Annotated in this window: 14 protein-coding genes; 2 read left to right on the top strand and 12 right to left on the bottom strand. The window is 61.3% G+C overall.

Features of this window, described 5'->3' with window-relative positions:
- Positions 1-34: 34 nt before the first annotated feature.
- Both RCH12_RS09635 and RCH12_RS09630 read left to right on the top strand, forming a co-directional pair.
- Positions 35-1,489 (top strand): hypothetical protein, encoded by a 1,455-nt coding sequence (locus tag RCH12_RS09635; protein WP_327016740.1) that lies wholly within the window; start codon positions 35-37, stop codon positions 1,487-1,489.
- Positions 1,482-3,104: a hypothetical protein gene (locus RCH12_RS09630; protein ID WP_327016739.1), complete on the top strand. Its 1,623-nt coding sequence runs from the start codon at positions 1,482-1,484 to the stop codon at positions 3,102-3,104. Before RCH12_RS09635 ends, RCH12_RS09630 begins: the two co-directional genes overlap by 8 nt.
- A gap of 76 nt (positions 3,105-3,180) precedes the next feature.
- On the opposite strand, the gene RCH12_RS09625 is transcribed toward RCH12_RS09630, so the two are convergent.
- The 12 genes from RCH12_RS09625 to RCH12_RS09570 form a co-directional block, all read right to left on the bottom strand.
- Positions 3,181-4,443 carry a hypothetical protein gene (locus tag RCH12_RS09625; protein WP_327016738.1) on the bottom strand — a complete coding sequence of 421 codons (1,263 nt, stop codon included), beginning with the start codon at positions 4,441-4,443 and terminating at the stop codon, positions 3,181-3,183.
- Positions 4,444-4,609: 166 nt separating this feature from the next.
- Positions 4,610-5,116 (bottom strand): VanZ family protein, encoded by a 507-nt coding sequence (locus RCH12_RS09620; RefSeq protein ID WP_327016737.1) that lies wholly within the window; start codon positions 5,114-5,116, stop codon positions 4,610-4,612.
- Entirely contained in the window at positions 5,113-6,030 is a 918-nt protein-coding gene (locus RCH12_RS09615) for a glycosyltransferase family 2 protein (RefSeq protein ID WP_327016736.1), read from the bottom strand. The genes RCH12_RS09620 and RCH12_RS09615 overlap by 4 nt, the downstream gene beginning before the upstream one ends.
- Positions 6,027-7,016, bottom strand: a complete 990-nt coding sequence (locus RCH12_RS09610; RefSeq protein WP_327016735.1) for a glycosyltransferase — start codon at positions 7,014-7,016, stop codon at positions 6,027-6,029. The genes RCH12_RS09615 and RCH12_RS09610 overlap by 4 nt, the downstream gene beginning before the upstream one ends.
- A complete protein-coding gene (locus RCH12_RS09605; protein ID WP_327016734.1) occupies positions 7,013-7,828 on the bottom strand; it encodes a glycosyltransferase in 816 nt (271 codons plus the stop codon). Before RCH12_RS09605 ends, RCH12_RS09610 begins: the two co-directional genes overlap by 4 nt.
- 143 nt (positions 7,829-7,971) lie before the next feature.
- On the bottom strand, positions 7,972-10,128 hold the full coding sequence (locus RCH12_RS09600) for a glycosyl hydrolase (RefSeq protein WP_327016733.1): 2,157 nt from the start codon (positions 10,126-10,128) through the stop codon (positions 7,972-7,974).
- Positions 10,129-10,292: 164 nt separating this feature from the next.
- On the bottom strand, positions 10,293-11,828 hold the full coding sequence (locus RCH12_RS09595) for a glucosyltransferase domain-containing protein (protein ID WP_327016732.1): 1,536 nt from the start codon (positions 11,826-11,828) through the stop codon (positions 10,293-10,295).
- Entirely contained in the window at positions 11,829-12,755 is a 927-nt protein-coding gene (locus RCH12_RS09590) for a WxcM-like domain-containing protein (protein ID WP_327016731.1), read from the bottom strand. It lies immediately after the preceding gene.
- Positions 12,752-13,159: a GtrA family protein gene (locus RCH12_RS09585; RefSeq protein WP_327016730.1), complete on the bottom strand. Its 408-nt coding sequence runs from the start codon at positions 13,157-13,159 to the stop codon at positions 12,752-12,754. The genes RCH12_RS09590 and RCH12_RS09585 overlap by 4 nt, the downstream gene beginning before the upstream one ends.
- Positions 13,140-14,096 (bottom strand): glycosyltransferase family 2 protein, encoded by a 957-nt coding sequence (locus tag RCH12_RS09580; protein ID WP_327016729.1) that lies wholly within the window; start codon positions 14,094-14,096, stop codon positions 13,140-13,142. The genes RCH12_RS09585 and RCH12_RS09580 overlap by 20 nt, the downstream gene beginning before the upstream one ends.
- Positions 14,093-15,202, bottom strand: a complete 1,110-nt coding sequence (locus RCH12_RS09575; RefSeq protein ID WP_327016728.1) for a DegT/DnrJ/EryC1/StrS family aminotransferase — start codon at positions 15,200-15,202, stop codon at positions 14,093-14,095. The genes RCH12_RS09580 and RCH12_RS09575 overlap by 4 nt, the downstream gene beginning before the upstream one ends.
- 196 nt (positions 15,203-15,398) lie before the next feature.
- Positions 15,399-15,793: integrase core domain-containing protein (locus RCH12_RS09570; protein WP_327016727.1), on the bottom strand; the 395-nt coding region annotated here is incomplete at its 5' end.

The following is a 15,793-nucleotide window of genomic DNA, read 5'->3' as shown; positions in this document are numbered from 1 at the left end:
GGCTCGCGGCGCGCCTGGGCTTTAGGACTGAAAAATGAAACGAATTCTCTGGGCAACTGCGACCGTGGGACTCAGTTCCATCATGGTGGTTGCGCTTGGGGCCGTACGCTACAAATTCATCGCACTCGAAGTCGGCGCACCTGGCGTCGGCTTGCTCGGGATTCTCACCTCAGCAGCGAACTTCGGCGTTGTCCTGTTCAGCCTGGGAATGAACACCAGCGGAATCCAGGCCACTGCTGCAGCCGCAGCCGATCCGGCCAAGTTCCAACGAGTGAAGTCCGCGCTCCTCATCGCGTCGAGCTGGTTCGGTGGACTCGGCGGGTTGATCGTCGTTCTGCTCGGGCTCACGCTCGGCGGCCTCCTCCTCCCCGGCGACGCTGACCCGGCGACCATGGTGGCCCTCGGGGTAGCCCTCACCGCCATGGTGATCTCGGGCGCCCAGATCGCGCTTCTGAATGGGATGGGCCGCGTCAAATCGCTGGCCATCTGCAATACATTTGGCGCCCTCGTGGGAACCGTGGCGACCATCGGCGCACTTCAGATTTCCGGGCAGGCGGGAGTCATCGCCGCCCTTGCGGCTGCGCCCCTCGCCACGTTGGCGTGCAGCTCCTGGTTCGTCTTCCGGGAGCCCAAGGCGGCTTCTCTCCCCACGCGCAGTCAGTGGTGGCCAGAGCTGAGGGGCTTGGTCACACTCGGCGGGGTAGTGATGTTTGGTCTGCTCCTCACGAGTGGCACACAGCTGGCTATTCGGGTGTGGCTTGAGCAGGGCCGAGGCATCACTGCGGCGGGGCATTTCCAGGCCGCCTGGACGATCACCAGCATGTATCTAGGCTTCGTGCTCTCAGCTCTCGCGGTTGAGTACTATCCGCGCATCAGCGCACAGATCCAGGATCTCCGCAGCCTGAACGCAAGCGTCGATTATCAAGTCCGCATCGCCTTGCTCTTGGGCGGCCCGGTCCTGCTCTGGATGATTGTGTTCTCGCCGGTCGTTCTTCACATTCTTTACGCGGAGGATTTTCAAGCCGCGACAGGGATTCTTCGCCTGCAGCTCTTCGGCGATATCTTCAAGGTTGTCGGTTGGGCAGTGGCATTTCTGCTTCTGGCTCGCAAGGCTCGCGGGGCATTCTTCATCGGTGAGTTGAGCTTCAACGTCGGTTATCTTGCCCTCGGAATTCCCATCGCTTCGCAGGGAGGACTCGCGGGGCTCGGCGTTGCATACGTGGGCGCATACGCACTCTATGTCCTCGTAGTCCTGGTTCTCGCGTATCGCGAGACGGGATTCGCGCTTCGTCGTGCCACATGGCTTCTGATTCTCGCGCTGCTCGCCGGTGGCGCCCTTGCACTGTGGGGCATGGAGGCGGATACGCCCGCGGGCCTCATCGTTGGCATCGTCGTCGCCGTAGTCGTTTCCGCCACCGCCCTTACGGGCCTGTTTCGTATGCGGGCCACAGAGCGACAGGCCGAGAACGAAGGGAACGTCCTTGTCTAAGCCTGTTGCCGATCATCCTCGCGCCCATGCCGCTGAGAACCGCATTGCATTCGACGGACTCGTTGCTCAGGCAGCTCACGCCATCCACAAGAACCGCTTTCGCAGTGCTGCCGTCTCGCTGCAGTCGGCCGCGAGGTTTGCCTGGTACAACCACCCAGGGATGTTCCGGAGTGTGAAATTGGAGGACTTGGCAGCACGAATAGGCGAGCGCCTCCCTCCAGCGCAGGGGATGCGAGTTGATCTCTCAGGCCACGTCGTACACGTGCTCTCTCAAGCTTATGCAGCGGGTGGCCACACAAGGTTGGTTTGGCGGTGGATCGAAAACGACGCCAGCCACATCAATTCCGTCGTTCTCACGGGACAGCAAGGTATCCCAGTGCCGCACCAGCTGGCGGATGCGGTTGCGGCCTCGGGGGGCCAGATCGTCTCGCTTGGAGTGACGTCGAGCAGTCTCCTTGTTCGCGCGGCTGAGCTGAGGCGAATCGCCGAGAGCGGCGTCCACACGATGGTGCTTCATGTGCACCCCTACGACGTGGTCCCGTCAATCGCCCTCGCCAACGTCCCTGCCAGGATCGTCTTCCTCAATCACGCGGATCACGTCTTCTGGGCTGGCGGTTCGATAGCGGATGCGGTGGCTGACATCAGGCCCGCCGGTCAACAGTTGACGATCGCGGAACGAAATCTGCCCGGGTCCATTTCGACCATTCTGCCGATTCCTCTCACTGCTCCGCCGCAGACCGACAGACGACTTGCGCGTGATCGACTCGGCATTGCGCAGGATGCCGTCGTGATCATTTCCATCGCATCAGGCTATAAATACGGAGCCTTGCCCGGGGACCATTTCATTGACATCCACCGAGAATTCGTGCTGGTGCATCCCGAGGCGATTCTTCTGGTCATTGGCCCGGAACCAGAAGGGCGATGGCAGGCCGTCAGTGAGGAGACCAACGGGCGGTTCAGGGCCGTCGGGATGGTCCAAGGCCTGGACGACTACTACGGTGCGGCTGACCTCTATGTCGACTCGATCCCATTCGCGTCGCTCACTTCGCTCCTGGATGCCGCAGCGCGAGGCGTGCCAGTCTTGGCGCTCAGCGAGACTGTTGCGGACTCAGTCCTCACCTCGAATGACCTGTCCCTCACGGACCATGGCGTGCACTACACAGACCGGGCCCAGTACATCCAGGCACTCGCAGCGTTGACAACCCAGCCGCACGAACGTCGACAGCAGGGTCAAGTCATTCAGAGGGCAGTTGTCGAGGATCACCTGTCACCAGGATGGAACAGGTACCTTGACAGGCTCCTTGAAACGTCGGCCACCTCGCCCGACGAGGCAGCCGCGACGCCCGCGCGAAGCGGCCCGCCCGCCACTGGGCTCAGTGAGCTGGAAGAGGCGCTCGTCGACTTCCAGTCTGCCTCAGGGTTGGCCGAACCGCTGTGGGCCTCCCGGCTACGTGACGCGCCATACATGCCCGGTTTGGACCGCGCGCGACTGCTCATATCCGTGCCCACCGGGCATCGCCGTGACGCCCTGAAATTCATGGTTCCCGACGCGCTGCGTTCGAAGGTCAAAATCCGGCTGGCCAGTCTCGCCCACAGGTCTCGGCGTCGTCCCTAAGCTGACGGAACGCGCTGCCCTGCGAGAGCACCGACGGTAGACAACCCTCGTCGCTGCGCCAGAGGGCGGGCAGGTCCTAGCGGCTATCGACAGACAACGGATTCTTATCAGCACGAAGTGGGCGTCTTGGTCCCATCCGGCGTCGAACCCACGGCAGAACCGCAATACCCACGCAGATGCCGAGAAGGGCATACCACAGTGCACTCATCGCGTCCCACCCATGCAGCGCAAGGATGAAGCCCAACGATGTCAGGGTCAGCGCTGACAGGCCGATCGCAACGTCGTACTTGATCGCAGCGATCGAGACGAAGACCGCGGCAACGAACATCGCGAGCCCAATCCAGCCCAATCCGAAGATGGCCCAGACGATTTCAGAGTCGACCGATCTGGCGATGTCGACGCCACCGTGTAGTTCAGAATCGACGAGCCATCGCCCTGCCGGTGCCGATTGGAGGAAGTATCCGAGTGGGCGGTCTGCCAGGAACTGCGGCGCCAATGAATAGATCGCACAGCGATAATTGGAGCTGTACTCCAGTCCCGTCGCTCCGGCGATAAATGGGGCCCACACGAAGAGGGCCATATAGCCCAGGCCTGCTAGGGCAGCTGCTGCTGCTGCATGGACAACCCACAAGAATCGCACGAGAAGCGCACGGAGCACCGGGAACAGCTGGACAGCCGCAATCGCGGTGCAGATAACCGCCGGGGCTCGACTACCCGTTGCCCATACCCCGGCCACCAGGATCGCACTCACGAGCAGCTTGACTCGGAGCCGTCGGAATTTGAGCGACAGCGGAACCATGGTCGCCAGGATTGCGCCCAGTACCAGTACGTTCTCGGAGCCAACGAGTGCTCGTGTGAGCCCCTCTCGTTGGCTGGTAGCGAACTTGTACTCACGGCCCAAGAGCGATTGGCCCAACAGAGACTCAGCGATCGCCAGGACCGATACCGAAGTCGCGACGCAGAGAAGAACGACGACGTAGATTCGACCCTGGCCTGATCGATAGATGAGCCACGCAAGGAGAGCGAAGAGTGGCAGCATTACGAACAGGTGCTCAGCGTTTACCGCGAACAGTCGATCGTCTATGCGGCGTGCCACGAGTTCAATTGCCCCCACAGCCACGGCCAGATACCCGCCGACGACAGCAATCGCAATAATCCGGAGTCTCAGGAGAAGCTCCATGAGGAATATCTCGAGCGCGAGTGCCGCGAAGCCGATCCCCACGGTGAAGAGACGCAAGCTACCGAGCTGCTCGAGGAAATAGGGGAAGAAGAGCCCGAACGATAGAAGTAAAGCACTCGCGATCCGAAGGCAGGTTCGCGTGCGCTGACGTCTAACCACGGACTCGCTGGACCTCGGCGGCCGCGCTGTCATGCTTGTCATATTGTCGTCGTCTCATCTGCAAAGTCCGAAACTGTGCTCACCCCTGGTCAGTATTGGTATTTAGTTCGTGTACAACGAGACGACAAGGATCTTAGACCACCCGTTTACGGTCGGCCTCGGCGACTCAGGTGCGGATACCGTTTTGCCACAACGCGCGCGCAATGATCTTCTGATCGCGCTCATAAACGATCGATCGCAGGATTACGGCGGCAAGTATCCCAATCACGGCACCAATGCTGTTCGACATGACATCGGTCGCAGTGGCGAATCGGGCCGCCAGAAAGGTCGCCTGGGTCCACTCGATAGCGATGGACAACGCAGGACAGATCAGCAGTGCCAGCCACCAGACCCTGGTGGGCAACAGAAGGGCGGCCAGAAATCCGAGCGGCACAAACATCGCCACATTCGCCGTGAACTCGAGCTTGTTGTAGCCGAACCACTCCGGCACGCCGTTGCGATGCACGACATCGAGCACCTTCTGAATCGCCGCACTGTATCCCTGGTCCAGCGGGGTCGGCCACAGGGTGGCGAGGAGGATGACGACGACGTACGACGCCAGCAAGACCCCCCCGATAGACGTGCGAGCCCTGCTCTTCGGCGGTGCTTTGGTTGCGGTCGAGACCCCGTTCAATGGGCGCTCCTTGCTATTGCTGACTCATCACTTCGGGCGCCGGCGCGAACGCTCTTTTCGCCTTCCAGCCAGCCGCTGATGATGCTTGCTGAATCTCTCCATTGGCCGCGCCTGGTGAGCAGCTTTCTCGCGAGGGACCGGCCTGCTTCGAAGCCGACTGCGAGCCTGCCCCGCCAGGGCGAGAACAGTTTCGCCTGAAAGAGGAACAGGTTCCGTCCCAGCAGCCGCGGTGGGATGCCGTTCGAGCTCTGCGAAGCATGCGCTCCAGGAACGACAACAACCCGGCGGCCCAGCCGGGCGAGGCGTACGTGCAGATCCGTCTCTTCGAAATAGAGGAAATACGATTCGTCGAGCTTCACCTCTTCGAGGACAGCGGTTTCGTACAGTGTGAATGCGCCGTCCAGCCAAGCCCGGTCCACCGGGGCGCCCTGAAGGTCGAGCTTGTCGGTGTGGTGGCGAGGCCTTTTCAACACTCGCGACAGACGCCCGCCGGCGGACCAGATTTCTGACCCGACGGTCCCGCTGTTGAAGAGCAGCGGACCCGCGACCGCGATGGCCTGATCGCTCTGGAAGGCCGCCAGGAGTTTCTTCACAGCATCCGGCTCGGGGAGCGACTCGTGAGTCGACAATAAGACCCGTTCTGTGCGAAGGCCCCGCGACGTCAGGAATTGCAAGCCGGAGTTTGCTGCCGCAGCGTATCCCCGATTGTCGACACGAAGAAAGAGGCACCCAGCGCTCTCCGCAATTGCTCGGGCAGACTCGCTCGCCTCGTCGGACATGCTGTTGTCCACCACCACGGTCTTCGCGCTCAGCACCTGCGCCGCTTCTAGCGCCGCCAGAGTTGCCGGCAACGTCGCAGGGCTTTCAAAATGCACGACGATGCAGGAAAGCTGCAATCCGTCGCTGACGCTCATACGGCCACCTGCCACAAGTGCTGGTTACGCGAACGCCACGAGAGTCCGGCCGGGTATCCAGCCATCTTGGCGATGTCCCCCGTCACAACAATGAGCGGCGCCAACAAGAAGACTCCGGCGGTCTCGGCACCCAGTGACCCTCTGGCCTTCACCACACGGCGCAGGAATTTCGCGAGGTAGACCGTGGCTCCGGCGAGCAGGATCACAAGGAACCACGGACTCAGCCAGGCTGCAGCCACCAGAGCCAGGCCCAGGGCATACGCGCTGTAACGGGCCAGATGCCGTCGTCGCCAGAGACCGGATTTCCCGTCTCCGCGCGCATACCGGTAGTACTGCTTGGCGAAGGCTTTCAGGCTAGGTCTGGCGTTCCACGATGCGATGGCGTCGGGCACAAAAACGAAAACAGCGCCGTCTTCCTTGAGCTGAAGATCAAACAGAAGGTCTTCGCAGTAGTCCAGCCATTCCGGGTACCCCCCGGCTGCTTCCCACACCGACTTGCGAAAGGCAATTGAGCGGCTCGACGGCAGAAAGGACTCGCCGTCCACTTCAGACAGCGAGGGCGTGATCACGGCTCCGATGGCGCGCTCCCAGAAGGTCGTCCCAGATGAGACGAAGAATCCGCTCGCGACGTCAGCGTTGACTCCGAGCGGTCGAACAAGTCGCTCCAACCAGCGGTTATCCAGGGTGGCGCCTGCATCGGACACCGCGATGATGGGATTGGAGGCCATCCCGATCGCCTGGTTCCGCCCGGCGGAGATATTTGCTCCCGGTGTCACCACGACTCGGACCTCCACGCCCTCCGGTGGGATCCAATTGTGGATGATCGCCACCGTGGCGTCCGTTGAGCCGCCGTCCACGATCACGATCTCCTGTGGTTTCTCGGACAGCTCGTGGATGCTTTGCAGGAACGCGGCCATCGCGAGCTCCTCGTTGAGCACCGTGAAGATGAGGCTCGTTGGAGTGGGCACGAACCGTACAGGCGTCACGAGACCTCCGCCAGAACCCGACCCATTTTTTGATGAGCGCTGCCGTGTCGAGACGCGATCTTGCCCTTGCGCCAGAGAAACTCCGGAAAAAGACTGTAAAAACGAGTCATTGACGCTATCTCACGCATCCACGGCCTCAACCGGAAGGTCTTCGTCTCCCGCGCCCACCCGTGTACCCAACGGAAGGCACCATCGAGAACGACTGTGTACCCCTCGTGCCAAGCGCGGACACCGATCTCGCTGTCCTCGTAGTACAGGAAGAACTTTTCATTCCAGCCCTTGAGCGCTTGGATCGTCTGTGCGCTGCCGGCGACAACGGCCCCCATCACCCAAACGACGTAACGGGCTTCGCCGGATGCGGCGTAGATATTGTACGAATCCTCGACGCCAGGGGTGGTGCGAGTGCGATTCCTGATCTTGTTCGAGAGAGTGGGCATTCCCCGCCCGTTGGCCTGAAGACTTCCATCCGGGTTGACCAGTTGGGGAGCGACTAAGCCACCGCGAACGTCGATCATTCGAGCGAGCCCGTCAAGGTCGGCGTACTCAACCGAGACGTCGGGATTCACGAACGCGATGTACTCCCCCGTGGCCAACGCAAGGGCGCGATTATTGGCCGCGCCAAATCCGATGTTCTTCTCCAGTGCGATGACAGTGGATGCACCCAGTGACTCCGCCGTTCCAACGCTTGTGTCCGTGGACGCGTTATCGACGACAATCCACTGCACGTTTTCCGGGGGTCGACTGCCCCAGAATGTACGCAGAGTCTCCGCGCTGTTCCAGGTGACGGTGATCAGGGTCCAGCGGGTATTCACGGAATTCGAACTCCAAGTGTCGGGAAACTACGGGCGGCCGCAGTCGAGGACCGCAGCAAGGGTCGTGCGCGCGCACCGTATCTGCCCCACAAAATTGGAGACTCCCCAATTTGTATCGTAGCGGTGTGCACGGACCCGCCGTACTAGCCCACCGCGGCTGCCAGGCCGACGGACCCCGCCAGGTAGACAGGAGTCCCGGTGAGTTGGAGGGTCACCACGCCCTTGACCGGGTCCATAACTGTGCTTCCGCCGTCCAACGAAGTCACTGTGACCGGCTTCTTACTTGCCAGTGTGACGGTCGAGCCTTCAGCCGCCGTCCAGATCACACGGATGGCATCCTTCTTTTCTCCGAATACGTATGAACTGACGTTCTCTCCGGCGTCTTCTTGAACGGTGAACGTCTTGCCTTGCAGCTGCTGGGCGATCTGCGCCTGCCCTACCGCAGCCAACTTGGGTACGAAGGCACTCGGCACGAACGATGTGGACGCCTCGAACAGTCCGAAGTTCGACTCGATGTCGCCTGCCATCAGGCTCGAATCGGCGGCTTCGTAGGAATAGAAGCGTTCCACACCGTGACCGAACGACAGGGCCATAACTCGAACAAGGTAGTCCGCCTGGCTTTGGTCGCTCACCCAGCCTTCTTTGGTGGCCCAGCCCATTTCTGTCAGCCAGATCGGCTTGGACTCACCGTTGTTTGCGGTCAGGATCATCTGCTGGATGGTGTCCAGATCCGCGGCGAGCTTCTCCGGAGCCCCAGGCTGGACATACGGGTGTGCGCTCACCGCGTCGACGTAATTCAAGCCACCCAGATCGAAGAATTTCTGCAGCCATTCGAGCTTGAAGCCCATTCCGGCGTTCCCCGGGCCCACCACGGTGGTCGCGGGATCCACGGACTTCACGTAGTCGGACGTGACCGACAGCATGTCCATGTAGCACTCGGGTGTCGGGCCGCAGACTCCACTGTTGAAAGTGTGGTCAAACTCGTTATAGACCTCGACGTCCTTGCCCACGTTGGGAAACCGGTTCAGAAGGTCACCAGCGAAGTTTGCATACGCCTGGAGACCCTCCGGCGTGCTCGGCGTGCGCCCGTCGTCATAGAACGGGTTCGAGTACACAGGCAGCTGAAGTGCATCAATGCCAACCTTGGCGTACTCCTCCATCGCATTCACCGTGACGGCCTCGTAGTTGTACACGCCTGGTTCACCTTCGGTCGCCCACCAGCCGACGTCCGCACGCACGTGCCCGACTCCGATATCGGCCAGTGTGCCGATGAGATTGTCGATGCGCGCCTCACCGCCGTGGAAGTGGAGGTGGGTGCCAAATGCCGATGTCGAAGCGACACCGTCATAGGGATCGATCACGCCGAAGGTTGTGGACCTGTCCTGCGGACCACTCTCGAGCGCCGCATTGAGATTGAGTCGGTAGTAGCCGAGCGGGAGTTCGGTCAGGTCAATGGATGTGTAGTGGTCCTCGAGCTTCTCGGTGCCGTCGATAACCGCAGCGCCGAGTTCATCGACGATCGACCAAGTGATGTCGCCGCCGGCGAATTGCCGCGAGCCAACATCCAGTCGAGCCTCACCCTGGGTGAGCATGAGGGACTTGTTCGTCAGAGCGACCTGACCTGAATGGGTCTCAAAGTCCGAGTTCATGATTTGCGCAACCGCGATACCGTTTCCGGTCGCCACGAAAGAATCGACCAGGGCGGAACCTGCCTGACCAACGGCCATGACCATGACATTCATCTTCGAGCTGTCCCCCGGCGAGACGTAGTCGAGCGACATCTGCGTCCAGTCGTATGTTCCTGCAGGCAATGACACGGAGGTCGTCTCCCCCGCCAACGGACCCAGGCGCACCTGAATGGCGTTCTCGCCGACGTCCGTGCCCTTTGCCCAGAAGGTCAGCGTGTAGTCACCGCCGGGTTCGACACTAATGGCCTGCTGAAGCCGAGGTGGGTCGGTCTCAGACTGTGGTCCGGCACTCCGGATCTCCAAAGCGGACTGTCCGCCTTGGGCTGTCGAAGAGCCCACGAATTCCGCACTGTCCGATGGTGTGATGGGCGTCCACCAGTCAAAGTCGTCAGAAGTGGGCAGCGTCTCGATGACGGGGGCCGCCTCTGGAGTAGCCGTCGGCGTGGCGGTAGGACCCTCCCGCACGGTCTCCACCCCAGCCCAGGGTTGAGCAACAACGACCGCGCCAAGTGACAGGACCAGTACTGCGGCGATCCCGGCGATCCACCACGTGCGTCGCGTGAGCCTTGGCGCTTTCGGGCGTCGACGCTTGGTTGAATTCTCGGTCGTCATCGGTGAAGGCTCCCCTGAATCGGGCAATAGTTCGGTGGTAGCCGAGATACCGGAAACCAGCTGATCGCTCCCCCATCTGAGCCCCTGCCGTCCCAGCCTAGGCCACACCCACTCGGCTTCGCCCACACGATGCGGGGCCGTTTCCGGCCCCTCGTCCTAGGAAGCTAGGGCGCGCTTGGCCCAAAATTCACAATCAGCACGCCCTCGTCGTAGGAGACCCAGCCGGCCTGCGGATAGCTTGGCATCGAGTCTGCTTTGATTTTGCTGCGCTCCGCCTCTGCGCCGTCGGGCATCCTCACCGCCACACCTTGGCTACGAAGAAATGCCGCCGTCCGATATTGCATGCCATCCGGTCCGACCTGCCCTGAGAAGAACGACACCCCAAGGTTCTCCTTGGCGGGGACGAAGACTGATGACGGCCACTGATGTGTTCCGGAAATGTACAGCGCAACATTCTCGCCTGTGACGGTGTCGACCAAGCGTTCCTTCTCCTGACCGATGTCGAAGGCCAGGTTCTGGTCCTGCGCGTAGGTCATCTCGGAGGCGGCAAATAGCCTGTTCGAAATTGTCGCCTGTCCAACGACAGCAAGCACCGTCACCGCTGCTAGGAGTCCGGACGTGATCGCAGCTGACCTCGACGGAAGAGTACCTAATCCCTGCGCCGCCCAACCCGCTAGGACTGCAACAACCATCGGCAGGTACACCATGGACCTCAACAGCACGGGACTGACGGAAACCAACTCCACGGCGACTGGGAGCGCTAAAAGTGCTGCCAGACCCATCAGACTCACGGCCTTACCTCGCACGTCCTTGTTTTGAAGCGCGCCTAGGATCGCGAGGGCAATCATCGCGACCAGCATCACACCCAGCCACGGCGAGTGCAGACCGAAACGTTCCTGCGACAGGAACGCCACGTCCCACACGCTGGAGAGCGCTCGTTTGACACGGCCGGTTGGATCTGCCAGGACCCCGGCGAGGTCGATGAACTTGCCGACGTAGGCGTCCTGCCCGACGCCGAAGACAGCTTGGGCAATCGAGGCGATGATTTTGGATGCTAAGAGTGCCAGCCCGATGGATGCGAGAACCATCACGGTCTTCAACCACGTGGGCCGCCGGCAAATGACGGCAATCGCCAGCGCGGCCCCGGCGGCGAGGAAGGAATCGTAGATGCCGATGGCGAACGCAAAGGCAAAGACCCCGACAGATCGCCAGAGCCATGACTTAGACGTGATGCCGACGAAGTAGGCGACCAGGAGTAAGTTTCCGACCCCTATTCCGTACGCGATCGTTGAGAACGAGAACATGAACGGAAGAGTCGGCAACGTGCAGGCCAGAGAGGCAGCAAGCGCGGTCGGCCACAGCCCCATCCGCATGCACCGCCGGCACACGATCCAGACAGCCGCGGACGTCAGCACCACGCCCAGCAGCGCCGACACGACGGGCACAACCGGACTCGGCACCAACATCGTCAATGCGCCCATTGCCCAGCGGCCCTGCGCGAGCCAGAGGAGGCTATACGAGCCCTGGGCAGCCTCGCCGAATAGCTCCTCGTCAAGGGTCAAGTGAAACGAGAAGATCTCGAAGCCGTAGGTCATCGTAATCGCCAGCACAAATGCGGCAATCGGGCCGGCCCTTCGCATTCTGGACTCCGTGGAGAATGTTTCAGGGCGCGACAGGTCGCGCGTGCCGACGTCGACCATTTACTGAGCCGCGACCAGAACCTGGAACTCGGCGTATGAGCGAATGTAGTCATCGCCGTCGTACGGGTGAGACGCAAAAACGGCTAAGACGGCGTCAGGAGAATAGGCGTATTGGGTTCCCCAGGTCATAGCGGGCATGTGGAGACCGTGGTCCGGGCTGTCAAGCAGGAATTCCTCCCGCTTGGCACCGTCATCGACTATTGCCCGTACCGATCCCGACAGGCAGACCAAAAATTGCTCGCACACTTTGTGGGCGTGTTCGCCGCGCACATCGATAGAGGGGACGTCGAACACACTGAAGAATCGGCGAGGTACGAAGGGCAGGTCCGTGCCGAACTCAGCGACCATCAGGCTGCCGCGCATGTCGGTCGCCTGCTTGAGAGCGACCAGTGGTGCCACTCGCGTCGCACTCGGTCGCACGACATTTTGAACGCCGGAGTTCGACATACGGCGGCCGGCACCGTCAGCGTAACCGGTGATTCTGGCGGGGTTGCCGACTACGATCGCGAACGGAGGGACATCCCGGGTGACAACGGCACCCGCTCCGACCATCGCACTCTGCCCGATGCGCACTCCGGGGAGAATCACCGCGCCTCCCCCGATAGAAGCGCCACGCTCCACCACTGTGCGCGGGAACTCGTCAGGGTACTGCTTGCTGCGAGGGAAGCGGTCGTTGGTGAACGTCGCATTCGGACCGACAAACACGTCGTCGTGAAGCTCGATGCCGTCCCATAGCTGAACGCCCGACTTCACCGTCACCCGATCACCGATAACGACGTCATTTTCAACAAAGACGTGGTCATTGATGTTGACGTTTTGGCCAATCACGGCGCCCGGCAGCACGTGCGCAAAGGCCCAGATCGTCGTGCCGACCCCAACCTTGTCAGACTCGCAAATGCCCTGGGGGTGAACGAATGGTGTGGTCATGCGATTTCTACCTGACTTGGTTGGGTACGGGGAAAGATGAAGCGGCCGGCCACAAAACTCAGTGGCGCGGTGAGGAGAACGCTGGCGCCGTTCACCCAGGGCGGACCGCCGACCGCGCCCACAGCCCATACGAAAGCGAGTCCACACAGGTAGATGCCCGCATAGGCCCCCACATAGGTTGCAGACCGACTGGCCGTCAGTTGGGACTTGAAAACCCAGCGCCCGGTGAGCAGGAGCGAATAAACAAGGCCAAGAGAGAACGCGATTGTGAAGGCCCAAATGCCTGGCATGACAAAGCTGAGGACAACCACGATGGCTGAGGTGACCAGGGTGTTGGTACCACCGACGAGCAGGAACCGAAAAGAGGGCCTGTGGTGCCAGGGCTCAGACCTTTGCATCGACATCTGACCTCCAGCGACTCGAGGTCACGGCATGTGGGCGCCGCTTGGTGTTCTCGAATGTCCGCCAGACATAGGTTCCGACAATTCCCAAGGCGACGAGAATGCTAAACGTTGAGAACAGCATGACGAACATCAGCGGCGTATAGCCGGGCTCGGCAATGGCTCCAGCGAGATACGCGATCAGTACGACAAGCCCGATCACCAGCGTCAGAAATCCTCCGAATGCCCCGACCGCGATGAGCAAAGTCAATGGAAGGTCCGTGAAGGAGAACACGCTGTCGAGCAGGTATCTGATCTTCTTTGAGATCGACCACCCGCTCTTGCCATGCTCCCGCTCCTGGCGTTCGTAAGGAACTTCTGCTCGACGGAACCCAACCCAATACAACAGCCCGACCAAACTGGAATGGGACTCGTCTAAAGCGAGGATTTCCTCCATAACCGGACGACTGCAGGCAAAGATATCAACGCCGCCGGCTGGCATGCTCGGGAACACCCAGCGACGATACAGCCGCCAGAAGGTCGATGAAGACCAGCTGCTGATCGCAGGATCGTTCCGGCCTTCTCTGCGGCCGACGGCCACGTCTGCCTCATCGTTGGCGAGAATGCGGAAGAAGTCGATGACCAGTTCCGGGGGCTCTTGCAGATCCGCCGCCATCACTGCGATGAAATCGCCTCTGGCCTCTGCCATGCCGGTTCGGATGGCGGCGAAAGAGCCGAAGTTCCGCGAGTGGTGGATGAGCTGGGAAGGAACAGAGTATCGGGGCAGGAGCCGGCCGAGAATTTCGAACGAATCATCGGGTGATCCGTCGACCACGAACACTGCTTCGACCTCGTTGTCGAGAACGCCAGAGATGCTCTCGAGCCGTTCCAGCAGTGCGGGGATGCTCCCGGCGTTGCCGTAAACCGGAATGACGATTGAGTACTTCACCGGCTGGGTCACCGCAACGCCGAGATCGCAGTACACACTGCGTCGATCTCATCATCGGTCATCTCCGGGAAGCACGGTAGGGACAGTACTTCCTGCGCGAGGCGTTCGGTGATGGGAAGGGACTGCGCGGCAGCAGCGAAACCAGGCTGCAGGTGGTCCGGAACAGGGAAGTGCACATCGGTCTGTACGCCACCGAGGCTGAGTGCGGCCCGTATCTCGTCGCGGCGATCTGTGAGCGCGACAGCCAGGTGGGCCACGTGGTGGGCACTGGCGGCGGGCAGCACCTGCAGCGGTCCGTCCATGGCGGCGGCGACGTAGGACGCCACGATAGACCGTCGGCGCTCGTTCAACCCGTCGAGAAGCGGCAGGCGTACACCAAGGAAGCCGGCTTGTAGCTCATCGAGCCGGGAGTTGGTTCCACCCGCGCGCGTGACGCGGTACTTCGACGACCATCCGTACTGGCGGAGCTCTCGGACGCGCACGGCGAGCTCTTCACTATTCGTGAAAATTGCTCCTCCATCGCCAAGGGCACCTAGATTCTTCGTCGGATAGAAGCTGGTAGCCGCGATATCACCGATAGATCCAGCGGCGACCCCGCTCAAACGCGCTCCAATCGCTTGCGCGCAGTCTTCGACGACCTTCACTCCGTGGGAATGGCACACGGCAACGAGTTCGTTGATGTCGGTGAGATTACCGTAGAGATGGGTCACCACGACCACGCCGATCTCGGACGACAGGTGCTGTTCGACGGTCTCCACGCTCAGGCACATCGAGTTCGCGTCGACATCCGCGTATCGCACGTTGTAGCCCGCTCGGCGAGCAGCGGTCGTGGTGTATCCGCCCGCATTCGCGGCCGTCATCACGATGCTCCGCCCCGCGGGCATAGCCGCCTTGATTGCGATCTCCAAGGCATCCGTGCCAGACGCAACGCCGGAAGCACTCAGAACCCCGAGGTACTTCGCCAGCTCTTGCTCGAACGCGGCGTGCTTGGGGCCCATGATCACGTATCCGGATGCCAGTACCTCGTCGAATACGCGAGCGAAGTCTTCCCTGTCACGGTCGATGCCGCGTGACAGATCATTCATCGGAACAACGGCGGGCGCGAGCGATTGTGTCATGAAAGTCCCCTGATGCTTTGATTCGTGCCCGGCAAATCATGGGCGCACGACGGTACCCAGCGTTTAGCCAGATCGTTGCCAGCTTATTGGTAGCGGCGGAAGATGGAGCCCAGATATTCGTTCGGTTGCACCAAGCGCTCGAAATTCTTACGCAGACAGCCCCAATGTGGCCTTGACCCCGGAGAGTGGACACGGGTTAAGCGGCGAGTTGGATCTCTGCGGCCTGTGACGAGTATTGCATCTCGAAGTCCACTGGGGTGACGTGCCCGATCGAGGAGTGCCGGCGGCGGCGGTTGTAGCGGTCCTCGATCCAGTCCGCGACGCCTTGGATCGCGCGGGCTCGGGTGGGCCAAACCCGGCGGTAGTAGAACTCGGTTTTCAAGGTCGCGAAGAAGCTCTCGGCCATGGCGTTGTCCCAGCAGATCCCGGTGTATCCCATCGACCGGGTGATGCCGTTCTGGGCGGCGAAGAGGGTGATCTGTTCCGACGCGTACTGGGCGAATTCAACCAGTCGAAGCAACGCCCCGATCATGGAGGTGTCCGATGGGGCGTCCAGCAGGGTGGATGAAGGAATTGACGGGGAGGTCCCCG

Origin of the sequence: Cryobacterium sp. MP_3.1, assembly GCF_035984795.1 — a bacterium.
GTDB classification, from domain to species: domain Bacteria; phylum Actinomycetota; class Actinomycetes; order Actinomycetales; family Microbacteriaceae; genus Cryobacterium; species Cryobacterium zongtaii.
The sequence above is the reverse complement of the archived record's forward strand: the minus strand, read 5'-3'. Positions and strand labels throughout refer to the sequence as shown.

What these genes read in the sequence shown, in the direction of transcription:
- RCH12_RS09615 (WP_327016736.1), bottom strand. Translation starts at nt 6,030, where the DNA reads ATGAGCGTCAGCGACGGATTGCAGCTTTCCTGCATCGTCGTGCATTTT.
- RCH12_RS09600 (WP_327016733.1), bottom strand. Translation starts at nt 10,128, where the DNA reads ATGACGACCGAGAATTCAACCAAGCGTCGACGCCCGAAAGCGCCAAGG.
- RCH12_RS09590 (WP_327016731.1), bottom strand. Translation starts at nt 12,755, where the DNA reads ATGACCACACCATTCGTTCACCCCCAGGGCATTTGCGAGTCTGACAAG.
- RCH12_RS09575 (WP_327016728.1), bottom strand. Translation starts at nt 15,202, where the DNA reads ATGACACAATCGCTCGCGCCCGCCGTTGTTCCGATGAATGATCTGTCA.
- RCH12_RS09635 (WP_327016740.1), top strand. Translation starts at nt 35, where the DNA reads ATGAAACGAATTCTCTGGGCAACTGCGACCGTGGGACTCAGTTCCATC.
- RCH12_RS09595 (WP_327016732.1), bottom strand. Translation starts at nt 11,828, where the DNA reads ATGGTCGACGTCGGCACGCGCGACCTGTCGCGCCCTGAAACATTCTCC.
- RCH12_RS09585 (WP_327016730.1), bottom strand. Translation starts at nt 13,159, where the DNA reads ATGTCGATGCAAAGGTCTGAGCCCTGGCACCACAGGCCCTCTTTTCGG.